The organism is Streptomyces sp. NPDC055099, from assembly GCF_053607685.1.
Genome location: NZ_JBSGUA010000015.1, coordinates 73,701 through 93,617 on the forward strand (window position 1 = coordinate 73,701; position 19,917 = coordinate 93,617).

Below are 19,917 nucleotides of genomic sequence, written 5' to 3' on the forward strand. Positions count from 1 at the left end.
CCTGAACCGCCGTTTCGCGGCGGATCTGCCCCGCCCACCCACCCGATTGCCCCGGAGTGATCGAGTGGGTGGGCGGGGTGCTGTTCGCCCCCCCACTGGGCCACGGAGCGTCCCCCCTGAACACCGTCACCGCCGAAATCCTCTCCGTCGGCCTGCTTCTCGCTGTGCTCGCGTTCGCCGTCATACGGCCCAAGAAGTGGCCGGAGGCCGTCGCCGCGCTGCCCGCCGCGGGGATCGTCGTGGGGCTCGGGGCCGTCTCGCCGGAGCACGCGCTCGCCGAGGTCCAGAGTCTGCTGCCCGTGGTCGGGTTTCTCGCCGCTGTGCTCGTGCTCGCGCAACTCTGCGCGGATGACGGGCTCTTCGCCGCCGCCGGGGACCTCGTCGCCCGGATCTGCGGCGGGCGGACCCGGACGCTGCTCGGCGGGGTCTTCGGGGTGGCCGCGGCGGTCACCGCCGTGCTCAGCCTCGACGCCACCGTCGTCCTGCTCACGCCGGTCGTCTTCGCCACCGCGGCCCGCGTCGGGGCGAGGCCGCGCCCGCACGTCTACGCCACCGCCCATCTGGCCAACTCGGCGTCGCTCCTACTGCCCGTCTCCAACCTCACCAACCTCCTCGCCCTCACCGCCAGCGGTCTCACCTTCACCCGGTTCGCGTTCCTGATGGCATTGCCCTGGCTGGTCGCGATCGGCATCGAATACCTCGCCTTCAGGCGGTACTTCGCCGCCGATCTGGACGCGGGCGCCCTTGAGCCCAAGGAGGCCGAGCCGACCCCCCTGCCGGTCTTCACGCTCGTCGTCCTCGGGCTCACGCTCGCCGGGTTCGTCGTCACCTCGCTGGCCGGAGTCGAACCCCTGTGGGCCGCCCTCGCCGGAGCCGCGGTGCTCGCGGTCCGTGCGCTCCTGCGACGACGTACGAGCGCCACCGCTCTCGTCCGCTCCGCGAGCCCGCTGTTCTGCCTGTTCGTGCTCGCGCTCGGCATCGTCGTCAAGGCGGTCGTCGACAACGGCCTCGGCTCCGGGATCGAGTGGATTCTGCCGGACGGCGCCTCGCTGCCCGCCCTCCTCGCCATCGCGGGCCTCGCCGCCGTGCTCGCCAACCTCATCAACAACCTGCCGGCGATCCTGGCGCTGCTGCCCGCCGTCGCGCCCGCGGGCCCCGGCCCCGTCCTCGCCGCCCTGATCGGCGTCAACATCGGCCCGAACCTGACGTACGTCGGCTCGCTGGCCACCCTGCTGTGGCGCCGCATCCTGCACGACCACGGCACGGACGCCGAGTTGGGGACCTTCACCCGCCTCGGCGTGCTGACCGTGCCCCTCACGCTGGCGGCGTCGACCGTCGCGCTGTGGGCGGGGCTGCTGATCGGCGCCTGAGCCCCGGGCATCCGTTCATACCGACTTCGTCCCCAAGTCTTCACACGGATACCGGACTTCACTAGCGTCCCGCCGAGTAGGCCAATGGATCAGCGGAGAACCATTGGCCGTCGACTGGAGGTCGTTACGTGTCCCCCGAGATTTCGCGCAGGCGACTGATGGCGGTCGGCGGTGGCGCGGTCGGCGCCGCCGCCGTCGGATCCTTCCTGCCGCCGTCGTTGCAGCAGGCACTGGCGCAGGACCGGCACAAACCCGGCAGCGGCGGGCTCGACTCGATCGAGCACGTCGTCATCCTGATGCAGGAGAACCGGTCCTTCGACCACTACTTCGGCGCCCTGCGCGGCGTACGCGGCTTCGGCGACCGCAACGCCGTCCGGCTCCCGAGCGGCAAGTCCGTGTTCGAGCAGCCCGGCGCCCTGCGCACCGTCATGCCCTTCCCGGTCCGGGAGGCCGCCGCCGCGCAGAAGAAGGACCTGCAGTACATCGGCGCCCTCGACCACTCCTGGAGCGGCGGCGCCAAGGCCTGGCACGACGGCTGGAACGACGGCTGGATCACCGCCAAGACCGCCGCGACGATGGCGTACTACACGCGCGACGACATCCCGCTGCACTACGAACTCGCCGACACCTTCACCGTCTGCGACGCCTACCACTCCTCCGTCCACACCTCCACGAGCCCCAACCGCAACCACCTGTGGAGCGGCAAGACGGGCTACGAGGCGAACGGCAAGCGCGCCGTCGGCAACGACGCGTACGACGAGGGCAAGCACCCCGGCTACGACTGGGGGACGTACGCCGAGCGGCTCGAAAAGGCGGGCGTGAGCTGGCAGACGTACACGGAGTGGGAGAACTTCACCGACAACCAGATCGAGTTCTTCACCACCTTCAAGGCCATCGCCCGCAAGGTCCTCGCCAAGACCGGCCTCACCTTCATGGAGGCCTTCTACGCCCAGGTGCGCGACGCCAAGGACGAGGCCGAGCGAGCGAAGCTGCTCGCCACCCTGGAGGAGGGCGTCGCCACCCTCACCAAGGCGGAGAGGTCGCTGTTCGAGCGCGGCCTGCGGCGCGTGCCCACCGGCAAGCTCGCCGAGGAGTTCGCCAAGGACGTCGCGGGCGGCAAGCTGGCCAAGGTCAGCTACCTGGTGCCGTCCGCCCTGGACTCCGAGCACCCCAGCGTCTCCTCGCCGATCCACAGCGCGACCATCGTCTACAAGGTCCTGGACGCCCTCGCCTCGCACCCCGAGGTCTGGCGGCGTACCGCCGTCTTCATCAACTACGACGAGAACGACGGCTTCTTCGACCACGTCCCGCCGCCCGTGCCCGGCGGCGACAGCGCCGAGGAGCGGGAGGAGCGCTGGGACGGTAAGCCGACCGGCCTCGGCGTGCGCGTCCCCATGCTCGTCGTCTCGCCGTGGACCGTCGGCGGCTACGTCACCTCCGAGGTCTTCGACCACACCTCCGTCGTGCGCTTCCTGGAGAAGTGGACCGGCGTCAAGGAACCCAACATCGGCGCCTGGCGCCGCAAGGTCACCGGCGACCTCACCGGCGCCTTCGATTTCCGGCGCGGCCACCGGCAGCCCGAGGTCGAGCAGCCCGGCGCCATCCCGGAGTTCAGCGGCCGCTGGTCGCCGCAGCCGCCTCTCAAGCAGTCCATGCCGGTCCAGGAGCCGGGCACCCGCCGCGCACGCCCGCTGCCCTACCAGCCCGACGCGTACGTGAAGCCGGGGCGCGACGGCGCCCTCTCCGTGCGGCTGCGCAACGGCGGCCGCTCCAGCGTGCACTTCGCGCTCTACCCGTACGCCGGTGAGTTCGCGGTCCCGCAGCATCAGGACGTCGTCCGCGAGGGTTCCTGGACCGTGCCGGTGGCCAAGGACGCGTACGCCTTCACGATCACGGGGCCGAACGGCTTCCGGCGCGAGTTCGCGGGAGGCAAGGACGGCGGCGCGCAGCTCGCCTCCGCGATCACCCGCCGCGAGCTCCACGTGACCCTGGCCAACCGGGGCCGCAAGGAGCTCGTCTTCACGGTCAAGCCGCTCGGGTACGTGGACGAGGGCGACGTCAGGAAGCGGACCAGGATCGTCCGGGTGAAGGCGGGCAGCAGCCGCACGATCGCCTGGCAGACGGACGACGAGCACGGCTGGTACGACTTCCAGGTCACGTCCGCGGGCGAGCCCGCCTTTCGGCGCCGTCTGATGGGGCACATAGAGAACGGACGCGCGAGCGTATCGGGCTGAAGCCCTCACTTCTCAGGGTGTGCGAGGTCCCGGTGGGGCCTCGCACACCCTTTGTGCTCTTGTGAGGAAACCCACGAACCGGACCAACGATCTTAAGGCCCTGTCAAAGTGTCTCTGGCGCACATGTCGCCGCTCATACGTTCTTTGCGGGCTGTTCAGTTCATTCACGGCTGTTCCCGATAAAGATCCACGAACCACCCCAGGGAGCAGGTCAGTGGCAGCACTCGCACGGTGGTGTGTGAAGCACCGCCTCCTCGCAGTACTGCTCTGGCTCATCGCCCTCTCCGGTGCCGCGAGCGCCGCGGCGCTCGCCGGTTCCGCGTACTCGAACGACTACGAGGTGCCGGGCACCGAGTCCGGCCGGGCGACCGAGCTCCTGAACGAGGGGTTCGAGGGGCTCGGCGGCGACAGCAACACCGTCGTCTGGCGGACCGAGGCGGGCACCACGGTGCGCGCCGCCGACGTCGAGCAGACGATGACCGGCACCCTTGACCGCATCGAGGGCATGCCGGCTGTCGCCTCCGTCAGCAGCCCGTACGGACAGCACGGCGCCGCGCAGATCAGCGGCGACGCGCGCATCGCGTACGCGACCGTCACCTTCCACGAGCAGGCCGACGCCATCGACAAGGCGGACGCGCAGGCCCTCGTCGACGCCGCGAAGGCCGCCGACTCGGACCACCTGGAGGTGGAGCTCGGCGGCAGCGCCGTCGCGCTCACCGAGTCCAAGAGCGCGCAGACCGCCGAGATCGTCGGCGTCGCCGTCGCCGCCGTGGTGCTCTTCCTCGCCTTCGGGTCGCTCGCCGCCTCGATCCTGCCCATCGCCACGGCGCTGGTGTCGGTCGGCACGGCCTACGCGGGCATCGTGCTGCTCGGGCATGTCATGACCGTCGCGGACTTCGCCCCGATGCTGGGCACCCTGATCGGGCTCGGCGTCGGCATCGACTACGCGCTGTTCATCGTGACCAGACATCGCAAGGGCCTCAAACAGGGCCTTCCGGTGGCCGTCGCCGCCGAGCGGGCGGTCGCCACCACCGGGCGCGCGGTCGTCTTCGCGGGCGCCACCGTGTGCATCGCGCTGCTCGGCATGCTCATCCTGCGGCTCAGCTTCCTCAACGGCGTCGCCATCGCGGGCTCGCTGACCGTGCTCCTCACGGTCGCCGCCTCGGTGACCCTGCTGCCCGCGCTCCTGTCCTGGATCGGGCCGCGCGCGCTCAGCCGCCGCGAACGGCGCGCCCTGGCCGAACACGGCCCGGCCCCGGAGCTGCCCACCGGCCTCGCCGCCCGCTGGTCCGCCTTCGTCGAGCGGCACCCGAAGCTGCTCGGCGGCGTCGCCGTCGCCGTGATGGCGGTGCTCGCCCTGCCCACGCTCTCCCTCCACCTGGGCACCTCCGACCAGGGCAACAACCCGGCGTCCGCCACCACCCGGCAGGCCTACGACCTGCTCGCGGACGGCTTCGGCCCCGGCGTGAACGGCCCCCTCACGCTCGTCACGCACGTCGACGGAGCGGGCGACCGCCTCGCCCTCACCAACCTCGGCGACACGCTCGAATCGACCCAGGGCGTCGCCTCCGTCAGCCCCGTCACGTACGGCGCCGACGGCACGGTCGCCCACGTCACCGTCGTACCGGACTCGTCCCCCCAGTCGCAGCGGACCAGCGATCTCGTCGACCGGCTGCGCGACGACGTGCTGCCGCGGGCCGAGGCCGACACCTCGCTGGACCTGCGGGTCGGCGGTGTCACGGCGAGCTACGACGACTTCGCGGAGATCATCGTCGGCAAGCTGCCGCTCTTCGTGGGCGTGGTCATCGGGCTCGGCTGCGTCCTGCTCCTTCTCGCCTTCCGGTCCATCGGCATCCCCCTGAAAGCCGCCGCGATGAACGTGGCCGCGGTGGCGTCCGCTTTCGGGGTCGTCGTCGCGATCTTCCAGTGGGGCTGGGGGAGTGAGCTGCTCGGCCTCGGCTCGGCCGGACCGATCGAACCCTTCCTGCCCGTGATCATGGTGTCGGTCCTCTTCGGGCTCTCGATGGACTACCAGGTCTTCCTGGTCAGCCGGATGTACGAGGAGTGGCTGGAGACCGGCGACAACCGGCGGGCCGTCCGCGTGGGCCTCGCCGAGACGAGCCGTGTGATCAACTCCGCCGCGGTCATCATGATCTCGGTCTTCCTCGCCTTCGTCCTGAGCGGCGACCGGGTCATCGCGATGTTCGGCATCGGCCTCGCTGCCGCGGTCGCGCTCGACGCCTTCGTCCTGCGCACCCTGCTCGTGCCCGCCCTGATGCACATGCTCGGCGGCGCCAACTGGTGGCTGCCGCGCGGCCTCGACCGCCTGCTGCCGCGCATCAGCATCGAGCCGCCGGAATGTCGTTCGAGTAATTCCGTCCCCGGTGCGAGGATCCCCGTACTGCCGGACGGACTGAAGGAGCGGGATGTTCGCGATATCGCTGGGCGAGGGCGCTGAGCTGCGGCCCATCGAGCCGTGGCAGGCAACGGAGTTCCTGGAGCACGTCGAGCGTGCGCGGGAGTACGCGGGGCCCTGGGTGCCCCTGACCGTGCGGGTGAAGGACCTCGATTCGGCCCGGGAGCTGCTCCAGATGTTCGCCGACCGGCAGGCCGCCGACACGGGCCGCCTGTACGGCATCTGGCTGGACGGCACGCTCGTCGGGGGAGTGCTCTTCCGGATCTTCGACACGGCCATGGAGAGCTGCGAGGTGGGCGTGTGGCTGGAGCCCTCGGCCGCCGGGTGCGGTCTGATCACCAGGGCGAGCCGGGTGCTCATCGACTGGGCCGTGGACGAGCGCGGCATGCACCGCGTGGAGTGGCTCGTGTCCACGGCGAACAACCCCAGCATCGCGGTCGCCAAGCGGCTCGGCATGACCAAGGACGGGGTGCTGCGGGAGAGCTTCCCCTGGCAGGGGGTGCGGCACGACATGGAGGTGTGGTCGGTGCTCGCCTCGGAGTGGCGCACCGCGCGCGAGGCGCGTGAGACGGCGGGTGCCGGGGGCTCGGCGGCTCGTTAAGAAAGCTCTCAGACTCCGTCCGTACGGTGCGGGGCATGGGAACTAAGACAGAGGACGAGACCACGGCCGAGGCGGCCGCGAAGCCCGCGGAGCCGGAGGCCGCGGCCACCGGGGACACGGCGGACACGGCGGACACCAAGGACGCCACGAAGGTGGACGCCACCAAGGCGGACGCCGTCGAGGCCGATGACGCCGACGAGCTCGTCGTGGTGGAAGAGGTCGCCCCGGCCAAGTCCACCGGCGTGTTCCAGGGTGCCGCGGCCGTCGTCTCCGCCGCTCTCGGCGTGATCGGCCTGTCCGGCGGCTGGCTGGGCACGGTCGCCGCGGCGCGCTCGAACATCGTCGGGCAGCTGGAGACCAAGCAGTCGGCGAGCGTCGCCGACCAGATCCAGGCCCTGTACGGCGACTCCTGGCAGGTCACGGCGCTGATCGCCGGCGCCTTCGCGCTCGCCGCGCTGGTCGTCGGGTTCGTCGTCCTGGTCAGGCCCGCGTTCGGTGCGCCCGACCAGGTGCAGGCGCCGTGGATCAAGTCGGTCGCGTGGGCGGGCGTCGCCCTGGGCGTCATCGGCCTGCTCCTTGCCATCGCCAAGTACTCGGACCTGATCTACGGGCTGCCGTCGGCGAGTTGACGGCGGGCTAGGTACTCAGGACGCCGGAGGGGCTGCATCGCAGCCCCTCCGGCTTTTTGCGTGCCTGGGGAACGAGAGCCCTAAGGCCCCTTCCCACCCTCCTAAGGCCCCTTGGCCCCTCAAGATGCGGCACTCTCCCGATGTGCCACCCCTCCCTGGCAGACGAAAGTAGCGGTCAGAAGGAAGACAGCAACCACTCAGAAGCCAGGGAGTTCTCATGTTCGAGTACGAAATGCACCAGCTGCGCGCCGCCGAGCTCGCCCGCGAGGCCGACCGCCGCCGTCTCCTGCGCGAGGCCCGCGAGGCCAAGGCGGCCCGCACCGCCCGCCGTTCCGCCCGCCACGGAACCGAGGGGCGGGTGAGCCCGGCCCCATGGAGAAGCCTCTTCTCCCGGGCCGCGTGATGCGGGCGGCGGGGGCGCGCGGGGCGCCGGCTGGAGCGGCGCCCGGAGCGGCCGTCTCTGCCCTCGGGATATCCGCTGCCACCGAGCACTCACCCTGTGCAATGCTCACCGCTGTGGAGACCAGGTCCGTAAGCCCCGTGTTCGTCGGCCGTTCCGACGAGCTGGGCGTACTGAAAGACGCGCTCGCCCGTGCCAAGGGGACGACCCCCGGCACGGGCGAGCCGCAGGCCTTGCTGCTCGGCGGCGAGGCCGGCGTCGGCAAGACCCGCCTCATCGAGGAGTTCACCGCGGCGGCCTGCGCCGAAGGCGCCGTCGTCGCCCTCGGCGGCTGCGTCGAGATCGGTGCGGACGGCCTGCCCTTCGCCCCCTTCTCCAGCGCCCTGCGCTCCCTGCGCCGCCAACTGCCCGACGAGGTGGACGCCGCTGCCGCCGACCAGGAGGGCGAGCTCGCCCGGCTCCTGCCCGAACTCGGCGAGGCGCCGCAGCGCCGCCGTGGCACCGACGCCCAGCACGACGAGGAGGGCATGGCCCGCCTCTTCGAGCTGACCGTCCGCCTCCTGGAGCGTCTGGCCACCGACCGCACGGTGGTCGTCGCCCTGGAGGACCTGCACTGGGCCGACGCCTCCACCCGCCACCTCCTCGCCTATCTCTTCCGCACGCTGCGCAGCGGCCGCCTCGTCGTCGTCGCGACGTACCGCGCCGACGACATCCACCGCCGCCACCCGCTGCGCCCGCTCCTTGCCGAACTCGACCGCCTGCGCACGGTGCGGCGCATCGAACTGTCCCGCTTCAGCAAGAGCGAGGTCGCCCGCCAGATGGCGGGAATCCTCAGCGCCGAGCCCGCGCAGAAGCTGGTGGACGACATCTTCGAGCGCTCGGACGGCAACGCCTTCTTCGTCGAGGAGCTCGCGGTCGCCACGCACGGCGGCAGCTGCGCCGGCCTCACGGACTCCCTGCGCGATCTCCTGCTCGTACGCGTCGAGGAGCTGCCCGAGAACAGCCAGCGGGTGGCCAGGATCGTCGCCGAAGGCGGCTCGACCGTGGAGTACCCGCTGCTCGCCGCGGTCGCGGGCCTCGCCGAGGACGACCTGATCGAGGCGCTGCGGGCCGCCGTCGGCGCCAACATCCTGCTGCCGTCGCCCGACGGCGACGGCTACCGCTTCCGGCACTCCCTGGTGCGCGAGGCCGTGGGCGACGACCTGCTGCCCGGCGAGCGCTCCCGGATCAGCCGCCGCTTCGCCACGGTCCTGGAGGCCGACCCCTCGCTCGTCGCCGCCGACCAGCGCGCCGCCCGCCTCGCCAGCTACTGGTACCACGCACACGACGCCGCGAAGGCTCTCCCCGCGGTCCTGCGGGCCTCCGTCGAGGCCCGCCGCCGCTACGCGTACTCCGAGCAACTGCGGCTCCTCGAACGGGCGATGGAGCTGTGGGACGACGCACCCGAGGACATCCGCCTCGCCCTGCGCCCCCTCGACTACGCCGAGGTCTACCCTCCCTGCGGCTGCGACCCCGCCACCACCCCCCTGCGCTACCTCGACCTCATGGCGGAGGCAGCCGTCGCGGGCCGCCTCTGCGGGGAGCGGGAACGCGCCCTGAAGATCACCAAGCGCGCGCTGCGGTTCCTGGAGGACGAGCAGGACCCCCTGCGCGCCGCCTGGTTCTGGATCCAGCGCTCCCGGCTCACCTCGACGCTCGCCCGCGGCGACGGCTGGGCGGAGATCGCCACCGCGCAGGACCTGGTCCGCGGCCTCCCGCCGTCCGAGGTGCACGCCGAGGTCCTCACGAACGTCGCCTCCTGGGGCATGCTCCACAACCCCGGCGCCGAGACCCTGGCCGCGGCCCAACGCGCGGTGGAATACGCCCGGATGGTCAAGGCCGAGGAGACCGAACTCAACGCCCGGCTCATCCTCGGCGGCCTCATGGTCGACGCGGGCGACGTCGAACAGGGGCTCGCGGAGATGTACGAGGTGAGGGACCGCTGCATGGCGCCGCCCGGCCTCGTCTCCCGCATCCCGCACATCCACGTCAACCTGCCGTCCGTGCTCGAAGGGGCGGGCCGCTCCCTCGAATCCCTGGAGGTCAGCGAGCAGGGCCTCGCGCTCTGCCGGAAGTACGGCCTCACGGACACCGAGAGCTGGGTCCAGGTCAACAAGGCCGAAACCCTTGTCTCACTGGGGCGTTGGGACGAAGCGGTCGACGCTTCCGAGGCCGCCCGCCGCGGCGCGCTCAGCGTCAAACCGCGGGGCGGCGCGGCCCTGCAGCTCACCTCTGTCGCCCTCGGCCGCGGTGACACGGCCGAAGCCGCCGCCCAACTGGCCACGGCCCGCGCCCACTACGGCTCCCACGACCTGATGCCGCAGTACTCCCTGCCCATGGTCACCGCCGCCATCGGCATCGCCGCCGCCGACCCCGACCGCGCGGCCGGAGTCGCCGAGGCACGCGCCGAGCTCGAACGGGCCCTGGCCGTGGGCTTCCCGCCCGGCACCCAGCGCTACACCTGGCCCCTGCTGCTCGCCGCCGCCACCTCGGAGGCCGATACGCGCGGCCTGCCCGCCGCCGAACCCGGCCGCGCCGAGACCGTCGACAGCATCCGCCGGGTCGCCAAGAACCTCCCCTCGCCCGTGCCGGTCTGGGTCGCCCACGAGAAGTGGGTCCGCGCGGAACTCCTGCGGGCCGAGGACCGCGACACCCCCGCCGACTGGTCCGCCACGGTCACCGCGTTCGAACCCCTCGGCCGCCCCTACGACTTGGCGCGGGTCCGCCTCCGCCTCGCCGAGTCCCTCCTCGCGACCACCGCGGGGACGGGCACCGAAGCGGATCGCGAGCGGGCCGCCGGGCTGCTGCGACAGGCCCTCGAGACCGCCGAAGGACTGAGGGCCCGGCCCCTCGCCGAGGCCGTCGCCGGGCTCGCCCAGCGTGCCCGCCTCGTCCTGAACGACGACGGTCACCCCACCGCGGGCCCCCACCTCACGCCGGTCGACCCCGCCGAGGCACTCGGCCTCACGAGCCGGGAGCGTGACGTGCTCCGCCGCGTCGCCGCGGGCCGCAGCAACCGGCAGATCGCCGAGGAGCTCTTCATCTCCCCGAAGACGGCGAGCGTCCACGTCTCCAACATCCTCGCCAAGCTGGGCGTGGCCGGCCGGGGCGAGGCGGCGGCCCTGGCCCACCGCCTGCGCCTGTTCCCCGCGGACCGCGCACAGTCCCTGGGCTGACCTGCGCTTTCCCGCCCCCGGTGGGTTTCGCGGCCGCTCGCTTACGCTGGAAGGAGGAACCCGGCCGCCAGGAGGCGCAGTGTTCAACCCGATCGAGCTGTTCCAGCCCGGCCGCAAACACACGGACGACGAGCAGAAGCGGCTGGAGCTGAGCCGGGTCGACGTGGCCGACGGCGACCCGAGCCGCGGCCCCATAGACCTGACCTCCGGCAAGGTGGTGGTGAGGGTCCCGCAGCAGCCGACCCAGGAGCCCGCCGACGCAGCCGTCACGCCCCCGGACCCCGTGCCGGGCACTGCGGCGAACCCCGCGTCGGACACCGCGTCGGACACCGCGCACGAGCGCTAGCCCCGCGCCTACATCGCCCCTACTTCACCTTCACCTCAAGAATCTTGTCGTCCCCCTTCTCCGGGGTGCCCCGGGAATCCGTTTCGTTCGTCACCAGCCACAGCTTGTCCTTGCCCGCGGCGACGACCGTGCGCAGGCGGCCGTGCTTGCCCTCCAGGAAGGACTGGGGCTCCACGGTGCCGTCCACACCGCGAACCGGGATGCGCCAGAGGCGCTCACCGCGCAGGCCCGCCATCCAGATCGACCCCTCGGCGTAGGCGATGCCGCTGGGGGAGGCCTCCGAGGTCTTCCACTGGGCCACCGGGTCGTCGTACCCCTCCTCGTCGCCCTTGCCCTCGACCTCCGGCCAGCCGTAATTGCCGCCGGCCTTGATTTCGTTCAGCTCGTCCCAGGTGTCCTGGCCGAACTCCGCCGCCCAGAGCCGCTTCTCCTCGTCCCAGGCCAGCCCCTGCACGTTCCGGTGGCCGTACGAATAGACGGGGGAGTCCTCGAAGGGGTTGTCGGGGGCCGGGTCGCCGTCCGCGGTCAGGCGCAGGATCTTGCCGCCCAGCGACTTCTTGTCCTGGGCCAGACCTGTGTCACCCGTCTCGCCCGTGCCCGCGTACAGCATCTTGTCCGGGCCGAAGGCGATCCGGCCGCCGTTGTGGACCACGCCCTTGGGGATGCCCTTGAACACCGTGTCGGGCGCGCCCAGTTGCTTGCCGGAGGGCTTCTTCTCGTCGTACAGCATGCGGCTGATGCGGTTGTCCGACTCGGTGGTGAAGTACGCGTAGACCATGTGATCCGATGCGTACGAGGGAGAGAGGGCCAGGCCCATCAGGCCGCCCTCGCCTGCGGGGGAGACACCGGGGACCGAGCCCAGCTCCGTCTTCTTGCCCGTCTCGCCGTCGACGCGGGTGATGGTCCCCTCGTCGCGCGAGGACACGAGCAGGTCCCCGCCCGGCAGCGGTGCGAGGCCCCACGGTGACTTCAGGTCCTCGGTGAGTGTCTTGGTGACCGACGCCGAGCCCTTCTTCGGAGGGGCGTCGCCGGCGCGCGGCTTGCCCGAGGGCGTCCCCTCCGGCCCCTTCGACTTCGCAGGGCTCGACTCGGCGCTCTTTCCGTTGTCCGGCGTGTCCGAGCCCCCGGACGAGCAACCGGCCGTGAGCACGAGGGCGGCGGCAGCCAATGCGGCCGTGACAGCAGTCCGTTGCACGATCAGGTTCCCTTCGACGCAGCGCTTCTACTGTTCATACACCGCTCGGGCCCCGCAGGTTCCCAACCTTGCTCCACCGTCTCGCGACCGCAAATGCGGCGAGCGGACGTCATCGCCGAGCGGACGTCACTCCCACGATCCCATCGCCGACGGCAGCGCCGCGATCTCGGCCAGGTCCGCCCCGGTCAGCCGTACCCCCGCCGCCCCCGCGTTCTGCACCGCCCACCGCTCCCGCTTGGCCCCCGGGATCGGCACCACGTCGCGGCCCTGCGCGAGCACCCACGCCAGCGCCACCTGCGCCGGGGTCGCCCCGTGCCGCTCGGCCACCCGGCGCAGACCCACCACCAGCGGCTGGTTGGCGGCCATCATCTCGGCGGTGAACCGCGGATGCCGGGCCCGCAGGTCGTCCGGCTCGAAGCCCTGCCCCGGCGTCAGCGTCCCCGTGAGGAAACCGTTCCCCAACGGCATCGCCGCCAGGAAGCCGATCCCGCGCGCCGCACACCACGGCAGCAGCGCCTCCAGGGCCTCGCGCGACCACACCGAGAGCTCCGCCTCCACCGCGCTGACCGGAAAGACCTGCTGGATCCGCTCCAGCTGCCGGATCGTTCCCTCGTGCAGCCCCCTGCCCTCGCGCCGCGAGGCCCGCGCCCCCACCGCGCACAGCCCGAGCGCCCGCACCTTCCCGGCGGCGACGAGCTCGGCCATCGCGCCCCACGTCTCCTCGACGGGCACCTCGGGGTCGGCGCGGTGCAACTGGTACAGGTCGATCGTCTCGGTCTGCAGGCGCCGCAGCGAAGCGTCGCAGGCCCGCTTCACATAACCGGGGCGGCCGTTGGCCACGATGTGCTGCTCGCCCACGAGCAGCCCGCACTTGGTGGACACGAAGGCCTCGGCCCGCCGCTCCTTCAACGCCCTGCCCACAAGGAGCTCGTTGGTGAACGGCCCGTACATGTCCGCGGTGTCGAGCAGGGGCGAGCCCTGGTCGAGCGCGGCGTGCACGGTGCGCAGCGACTCCTCGCCCCGCTGCCGCGAGCCGGTGTACGCCCAGCTCATCGGCATGCAGCCGAGCCCGACCGCACCCACCTCGAGCGCTGCCGCGCCGATCGTCCTGCGGTCCACCTGGCCGTGCCCTCCCACCTCATGTCCGAGCGGCCCCCAACGTAACCTCTGCCTCCCTCCACGCGGCGTGCGGCCTCCGCGCATTAGCCTCCTGACCATGACGACAGATGTATGGCTCCCCTATGCCGAGGACGAGATCGAAGGCCTGCCCCGGGCGGCCGAAGCGGGGATCAACTACCGCTTCTGGGACGGCGGCCCGGACTTCCCCGCGGACCCGGCCGACTGCGCGTTCTACGTGGTGCCCTATCTGAAGGGTCCGGAGATCGCCGTACGGCCGCTGCCGGAGATGACCTCCGTACGCGTCGTGCAGACCCTCTCCGCGGGCGTCGACCAGATGCGGTCCGGGCTCCAACACCTGGCGCCCGGCGTGCGGTTGTGCAACGCCAAGGGAGTGCACGAGGCCAGCACGGCAGAGCTGACGCTCGCCCTGGTCCTCGCCTCGCTGCGGGGCATCCCCCGGTTCGTGGAAGGGCAGCGGCAGGAGGACTGGCGGTCCGGCTTCTATCCGGCGCTCGCCGACAAGTCCGTGCTGATCGTCGGATACGGATCGATCGGTTCCGCCATCGAGGACAGGCTCACCCCCTTCGAGTGCGCGCGGGTGGCGCGCGTCGCGCGCTCTGCCCGTGCCACGGAGCGCGGCCCCGTGCACCCGCTCGCCGAACTGCCGTCGCTGCTGCCCGACGCCGACGTGGTCATCCTCTCCACGCCCCTCACCGACACCACCCGAGGCCTGGTGGGCGCCGACTTCCTGGCCCGCATGAAGGACGGCGCGCTGCTCGTGAACGTCGCGCGCGGCCCCGTCGTCGACACCAAAGCGCTCCTGGTCGAACTGGAGAGCGGCCGGATCACCGCCGCCCTCGATGTGACCGATCCGGAACCGCTGCCCGCAGGTCACCCCCTGTGGCAGGCTCCTGGAGTGCTCATCAGCCCGCACGTGGGCGGATCGACCTCCGCCTTCCAGCCACGCGCCAAGCGCCTGCTCGTCGCGCAGCTGACCCGTTACGTGGCCGGGGAACCCCTCGGCAACGTCGTCCTCACGACCGAGTAGGCGACCACACCAAGGTCACTCAGGGACCGTTCGAGCACACTCCGCACCTGTTTGTGTGCGCCCCGTGTCCACAACACCTCCGCCAGTCACGGAGCGTAGAGAAGCTATGTCCCTGAGTGACGAGACTGGTGTATCGTCCCGACAGGGGCTGCGCCGTGGAGAGTTCGTCGGCGCCGGGGACGAGACAGCAGACGCGAGGGGGGCGACGGGCGATGGACGGCCAATGGGCGAACCATCCGACGCGGCGAGGCCGCCGACGACGACTCTCACACGCACCGGCTCCACGGATCAGGGCGGCCCGGTGAGCACCCGCCCGTCACCCGCCACCGCTCTGGAGGGCGGCGGAGGGCTGACGGCGCCGATGCCGCCCGGATCGCCGCTGACCCGGCGCCCCGCCTCCGGCGCGGGCCTGGCCTCGCAGATCGCACTCCTCGTGCTCTGCGGCGGGTATGCCACCGGGGCCGCGTTCGGCTGGGGATCACCCCGCGCCGCCCTGATCATGGGCGACTTCGGTCTGAGCATCGCGGCGGCGGCCGCCGCGGTCTCCTGTTTCCGCTACTCACGCACCCGTCGCAGCCGCTTTCGACCCGCATGGCTGCTGTTCGCGCTCTCCTCCGCGATGGCGGCCCTGGGCAACGGCGTATGGGGCTGGTACGAGGTCGTGCTCGAGCAGCCGGTGCCGAGCCCCGGCCTCGCCGACCTGTTCTTCCTCTGCTTCGCGCCGCCCGCCATCATCGGCCTGCTCGTGCTCGCCAAGCGCCCGGTGACCAAGGCCGGTTGGGTCTGCCTGGGCCTTGACGCCTGGCTCATCGGCGGCTCACTGCTCACGCTCTCCTGGAGCCTCGCGCTCGCGCACACGGCACAGTTCGAGGGCCAGAGCGTCGCCCACGCGGCGCTCTCGCTCGCCTATCCGCTTCTCGACATCGCGCTGGTCAGCATGGTCCTCGCGCTGCACTTCAGACGTTCGTCCGCCAACCGCACGGCGGTGAACACGGCGATCGGCGCCCTCGCGCTGACCGTCATGTGCGACGCGATGTTCACCTCGCCCCTCCTGCACGCCAGTTACCGCTCGGGGCAGATGCTGGACGCGGGCTGGTTCGCCGGCTCCCTGCTCCTCGCGTACGCACCCTGGGCGGTGCCCTGGCACAAGCAGGGGGACGACGCGCAACAGCACGCGCGCGTGCGGCGCGACGAAGGCCCCAAGGACGCGCGGTCCGCCCCCACCCGGCCCATCGCCGGCTCGCTGGCGGCGCTGACGCCCTATCTGGCCGCCGCCGTCTGCACGTTGGGAATCCTCTACAACGTGCTCAGCGGCCGCAGCGTGGACGAGGTGGTCCTCTTCACCGCGGGCACGGTCGTGCTCGCCCTGGTCGTGCGCCAGGGCATCATGCTCCTGGACAACATCACCCTCACCCAGGAACTGGCCCAGAAGGAGAACCACTTCCGCTCCCTGGTCCAGGGTTCGAGCGACGTCATCATGATCGCCGCACCGAACGGCATACTCCACTACGTCAGCCCGGCCGCCTCAGGGGTCTACGGCCGCGAGGCCGAGGAACTCGTCGGCTCCGAACTGGCCTCGCTCATGCACCCCGAGGACCTGGGCCGCGTGGTCCACGAAGTCCGCAGATTCCTCACCGCGAACCCCGCCGAAGAGCCCACGACCCGTATCGAGTGCCGCTTCAAGTCCGGCCACGGCGACTGGCTGAACGTGGAGTCCACGGTCAACCGCCACCAGGGCGGACTCCTCTTCAACAGCCGCGACGTCACCGAACGGGTCCGCCTCCAGGCGCAGTTGCAGCACAACGCCGAGCACGACCCGCTCACCGACCTGCCCAACCGCTCCCTGTTCACCCGCCGGGTGGGCCAGGCGCTCACCGGCCGCAGGGTCACCGACCGGGGCACGGCCGTGCTCTTCATCGACCTGGACGGATTCAAGGCGGTCAACGACACCATCGGCCACCAAGCAGGAGACGAACTCCTGATCCAGGCGGCCCGCCGCCTTCAGGAGGCCGTCAGGTCCGGGGATTGCGCGGCCCGGCTTGGCGGCGACGAATTCGCCGCGCTCATCGTGGGTGACGGCACCCGCGACCAGGCCGCACGCGAGCAGCACATCTACGAACTGGCCGACCGTCTCAGAATCACCCTCTCCCAGCCCTACGCGATCGACGGGAACGACGTACGCGTGGCGGCTTCCATCGGCGTGGCCTTCGCCGAACCAGGTATCGGCGCGGGCGAACTCCTGCGCAACGCCGACCTCGCGATGTACCGCGCCAAGGCCGCCGGAAAGGGCCGCGTCGAGCTGTACGCACCCCAGATGCAGGCCGACGTCGTGCGCAAGGCGGAGCTGGCGACCCGGCTGCGCACCGCCCTGCACGACGGCGAGTTCGCGCTGCTCCACCAGCCGGTGGTCTCCCTGGACGACGGACGCATCACCTCCGTCGCCGCCCAGGCGCGCTGGCGCTCGGCGCAGGGCATCCTCTTCACGCCCGCCGAGTTCCTGCGCGTGGCCGACTCCTCGGACGCCCAGGAGGGCGCCCGCACCGCCGAGCTGGGCCGCTGGATGATCGAGGAGGCCGTCCAGCAGGCCGCCGAGCGCGGCCGTACGGGTCATGCGACGCCCGTCGCGGTCCGGATCAGCGCGCGGCGCCTCCTGGACCGCTCCATGCCGATGGGGTCCATCGAAGCGCTCCTCACGCGGTACGGACTGCCCTCCGGGGCGCTCATCATCGAGCTCGCCGACAGCGACCCGCGGGTATCGCTCGACGACCTGGAGCGCAGGCTGACCTCCCTGCGCAGGCTCGGCGTACGGATCGCCCTGGACGGCTTCGGGAGCGGCTATGCCGCCATCACCGCACTGCGGCGGCTCCCCGTCGACGTACTGAAACTGGACCGCAGCCTCATCGAGGGCGTCGTCGAGTCCGCGCGGCTGCACAAGATCACCTCTGGTCTGCTGCGCATCGCCACCGATCTGGGGCTGTGCTCGGTGGCCGACGGGGTCGACCTCCCGGAGCAGGTCATCGCCCTGCGCGCGATGGGCTGCACGCACGGGCAGGGCATGGCGTTCTCCGGTCCGCTCGACGAGTACCGCCTGCGCCGCGCGCTGTCGATCGGGCGGTATCCCGTCCCGCACGGGCCCGCGGAGCCGGTCCTCGCGGGCGGCCCGCCGGTGGCGTACGGAGGAGGTGTCGAGTCCTTCGCCCGCTCACATAATGAGACCCCCGTCCCACCTACTTGACAGGCACAGTGCGCCGGGGAGAGGGTCAATGCCATGCGCACCCGAATTCTCGTACTTGGAAAGCGCGTCGGCTGAAGCTGGGAATCACCGGTCCGAACTCCGGAATCCCCGCAACCCGCTCCGACGCGCTCCCCTCGCTTGCCTCACGGCACGAGGGGTTTTTTGTTGCACAGGCACCTGCCAAATCCCCGCAAACACCCCGCAAAAACCCTCAGCTTCGAGAAGAGAATGCCGATGACCGAGCAGGCCACCGGGGCCCACCATCCGCAGCCGCGGCCCCGATCCTCAGGACAGCAGTCCGCCCCCGTCGAGCACGTCACGGGTGCGAAGTCCCTCATTCGTTCTCTCGAGGAAGTCGGGGCCGACACGGTATTCGGCATTCCCGGCGGCGCCATCCTTCCCGCGTACGACCCGATGATGGACTCCACCCGCGTCCGTCACGTCCTGGTCCGTCACGAGCAGGGCGCGGGCCACGCCGCCACCGGTTACGCGCAGGCCACCGGCAAGGTCGGGGTGTGCATGGCGACGAGCGGCCCCGGTGCCACCAACCTCGTCACCCCCATCGCCGACGCCCACATGGACTCCGTCCCGCTGGTCGCGATCACCGGCCAGGTGGCCTCCAAGGCGATCGGCACGGACGCCTTCCAGGAGGCGGACATCGTCGGCATCACGATGCCGATCACCAAGCACAACTTCCTGGTCACCAAGGCGGAGGACATCCCGGCGACGATCGCGGAGGCCTTCCACATCGCCTCCACGGGCCGCCCCGGCCCTGTCCTGGTCGACATCGCCAAGGACGCGCTCCAGGCGCAGACCACCTTCCAGTGGCCGCCCACCCAGGACCTGCCCGGCTACCGCCCGGTGACCAAGCCGCACGCCAAGCAGATCCGCGAGGCCGCCAAGCTGATCACCACCGCCAAGCGGCCGGTGCTCTACGTCGGCGGCGGCGTCATCAAGGCCCAGGCCACCGCCGAGCTGAAGGTCCTCGCGGAACTGACCGGAGCGCCCGTCACCACCACCCTGATGGCGCTCGGCGCATTCCCCGACAGCCACCCGCTGCACGTGGGAATGCCGGGCATGCACGGTGCGGTCACCGCCGTCACCGCGCTGCAGAAGGCCGACCTGATCGTCGCCCTCGGAGCCCGCTTCGACGACCGCGTCACCGGCAAGCTGGACAGCTTCGCGCCCTTCGCGAAGATCGTCCACGCCGACATCGACCCGGCCGAGATCGGCAAGAACCGCGCCGCCGACGTGCCGATCGTCGGAGACGCCCGTGAGGTCATCGCCGACCTGATCCAGGCGGTCCAGGCCGAGCACACCGCCGGGGTGCAGGGCGACTACTCCGCCTGGTGGGCCGACCTCAGCCGCTGGCGCGACACCTACCCCCTCGGCTACACCCAGCCCGAGGACGGTTCGCTCTCCCCGCAGCACGTCATCGAGCGCGTCGGCCAGCTCGCCCCGGAAGGCACGATCTTCGCGGCGGGCGTCGGCCAGCACCAGATGTGGGCCGCCCACTTCATCCAGTACGAGAAGCCCGCCACCTGGCTCAACTCCGGCGGCGCAGGGACGATGGGGTACGCGGTCCCGGCCGCGATGGGCGCCAAGGCCGGAGCCCCCGACCGCACGGTCTGGGCGATCGACGGCGACGGCTGCTTCCAGATGACCAATCAGGAACTCACCACCTGCGCCCTGAACAACATCCCGATCAAGGTCGCCATCATCAACAACGGCGCCCTCGGCATGGTCCGCCAGTGGCAGACGCTGTTCTACAACCAGCGCTACTCCAACACCGTGCTGCACAGCGGTCCCGAGGACATCGGCCCCAACAAGGGCACCCGCGTCCCGGACTTCGTGAAACTGTCGGAGGCGATGGGCTGCGTGGCGCTGCGCTGCGAGCGCCCCGAGGACCTCGACAAGGTCATCGCCGAGGCCAACGCCATCAACGACCGCCCCGTCGTGGTCGACTTCATCGTCCACGAGGACGCCCAGGTGTGGCCGATGGTCGCCGCCGGCACCTCGAACGACGAGGTCATGGCCGCCCGCGGGGTCCGCCCCGACTTCGGCGACAACGAAGACGACTGAGACCGGACGCGAAAGAGAGACCACGAG

The 19,917-nt window shown here is 71.4% G+C and carries 13 protein-coding genes; 11 read left to right on the top strand and 2 right to left on the bottom strand.

Features of this window, described 5'->3' with window-relative positions; all coding sequences use genetic code 11:
- Window positions 1-77 precede the first annotated feature (77 nt).
- From ACWFRU_RS31250 to ACWFRU_RS31285, 8 genes are all read left to right on the top strand, one after another.
- Window positions 78-1,370 carry an SLC13 family permease gene (locus ACWFRU_RS31250; protein ID WP_453691462.1) on the top strand — a complete coding sequence of 431 codons (1,293 nt, stop codon included), beginning with the start codon at window positions 78-80 and terminating at the stop codon, window positions 1,368-1,370.
- Window positions 1,371-1,498: 128 nt separating this feature from the next.
- The gene (locus ACWFRU_RS31255) at window positions 1,499-3,604 is read left to right on the top strand and encodes a phosphocholine-specific phospholipase C (protein ID WP_453691463.1); all 2,106 of its coding nucleotides are present in this window, start codon (window positions 1,499-1,501) and stop codon (window positions 3,602-3,604) included.
- A 214-nt stretch (window positions 3,605-3,818) separates the two neighbouring features.
- Complete coding sequence (locus tag ACWFRU_RS31260; protein ID WP_453691464.1) at window positions 3,819-6,062, top strand: MMPL family transporter; 2,244 nt, start codon at window positions 3,819-3,821, stop codon at window positions 6,060-6,062.
- Window positions 6,031-6,621: a GNAT family N-acetyltransferase gene (locus ACWFRU_RS31265; protein WP_453691465.1), complete on the top strand. Its 591-nt coding sequence runs from the start codon at window positions 6,031-6,033 to the stop codon at window positions 6,619-6,621. The genes ACWFRU_RS31260 and ACWFRU_RS31265 overlap by 32 nt, the downstream gene beginning before the upstream one ends.
- A gap of 35 nt (window positions 6,622-6,656) precedes the next feature.
- Entirely contained in the window at window positions 6,657-7,250 is a 594-nt protein-coding gene (locus tag ACWFRU_RS31270; protein ID WP_453691466.1) for a hypothetical protein, read from the top strand.
- A gap of 217 nt (window positions 7,251-7,467) precedes the next feature.
- Window positions 7,468-7,653 (top strand): hypothetical protein, encoded by a 186-nt coding sequence (locus tag ACWFRU_RS31275; protein ID WP_453691467.1) that lies wholly within the window; start codon window positions 7,468-7,470, stop codon window positions 7,651-7,653.
- Window positions 7,654-7,754: 101 nt separating this feature from the next.
- Window positions 7,755-10,865: a helix-turn-helix transcriptional regulator gene (locus ACWFRU_RS31280; protein WP_453691468.1), complete on the top strand. Its 3,111-nt coding sequence runs from the start codon at window positions 7,755-7,757 to the stop codon at window positions 10,863-10,865.
- A 79-nt stretch (window positions 10,866-10,944) separates the two neighbouring features.
- Entirely contained in the window at window positions 10,945-11,211 is a 267-nt protein-coding gene (locus tag ACWFRU_RS31285) for a DUF6191 domain-containing protein (RefSeq protein WP_453691469.1), read from the top strand.
- A 19-nt stretch (window positions 11,212-11,230) separates the two neighbouring features.
- Here ACWFRU_RS31285 and ACWFRU_RS31290 read toward each other — a convergent pair whose 3' ends face one another.
- Entirely contained in the window at window positions 11,231-12,406 is a 1,176-nt protein-coding gene (locus tag ACWFRU_RS31290; RefSeq protein WP_453691470.1) for a PQQ-dependent sugar dehydrogenase, read from the bottom strand.
- A 126-nt stretch (window positions 12,407-12,532) separates the two neighbouring features.
- Window positions 12,533-13,525, bottom strand: coding sequence for an aldo/keto reductase (locus ACWFRU_RS31295; RefSeq protein ID WP_453691471.1), 993 nt, complete (start codon window positions 13,523-13,525; stop codon window positions 12,533-12,535).
- 97 nt (window positions 13,526-13,622) lie between these two features.
- On the opposite strand from ACWFRU_RS31295, the gene ACWFRU_RS31300 reads away from it, so the two are divergent.
- From ACWFRU_RS31300 to ACWFRU_RS31310, 3 genes are all read left to right on the top strand, one after another.
- Window positions 13,623-14,573 carry a 2-hydroxyacid dehydrogenase gene (locus ACWFRU_RS31300; protein WP_453691472.1) on the top strand — a complete coding sequence of 317 codons (951 nt, stop codon included), beginning with the start codon at window positions 13,623-13,625 and terminating at the stop codon, window positions 14,571-14,573.
- A gap of 301 nt (window positions 14,574-14,874) precedes the next feature.
- Window positions 14,875-17,808: a putative bifunctional diguanylate cyclase/phosphodiesterase gene (locus ACWFRU_RS31305; protein ID WP_453691613.1), complete on the top strand. Its 2,934-nt coding sequence runs from the start codon at window positions 14,875-14,877 to the stop codon at window positions 17,806-17,808.
- Window positions 17,809-18,042: 234 nt separating this feature from the next.
- Window positions 18,043-19,890: an acetolactate synthase large subunit gene (locus ACWFRU_RS31310; RefSeq protein ID WP_453691473.1), complete on the top strand. Its 1,848-nt coding sequence runs from the start codon at window positions 18,043-18,045 to the stop codon at window positions 19,888-19,890.
- Window positions 19,891-19,917: the final 27 nt, after the last annotated feature.

Excerpts from the sequence above, each read along its gene's own strand:
- ACWFRU_RS31265 (WP_453691465.1), top strand. The coding sequence starts at position 6,031 with ATGTTCGCGATATCGCTGGGCGAGGGCGCTGAGCTGCGGCCCATCGAG.
- ACWFRU_RS31270 (WP_453691466.1), top strand. The coding sequence starts at position 6,657 with ATGGGAACTAAGACAGAGGACGAGACCACGGCCGAGGCGGCCGCGAAG.
- ACWFRU_RS31275 (WP_453691467.1), top strand. The coding sequence starts at position 7,468 with ATGTTCGAGTACGAAATGCACCAGCTGCGCGCCGCCGAGCTCGCCCGC.
- ACWFRU_RS31280 (WP_453691468.1), top strand. The coding sequence starts at position 7,755 with ATGCTCACCGCTGTGGAGACCAGGTCCGTAAGCCCCGTGTTCGTCGGC.
- ACWFRU_RS31300 (WP_453691472.1), top strand. The coding sequence starts at position 13,623 with ATGACGACAGATGTATGGCTCCCCTATGCCGAGGACGAGATCGAAGGC.
- ACWFRU_RS31310 (WP_453691473.1), top strand. The coding sequence starts at position 18,043 with ATGACCGAGCAGGCCACCGGGGCCCACCATCCGCAGCCGCGGCCCCGA.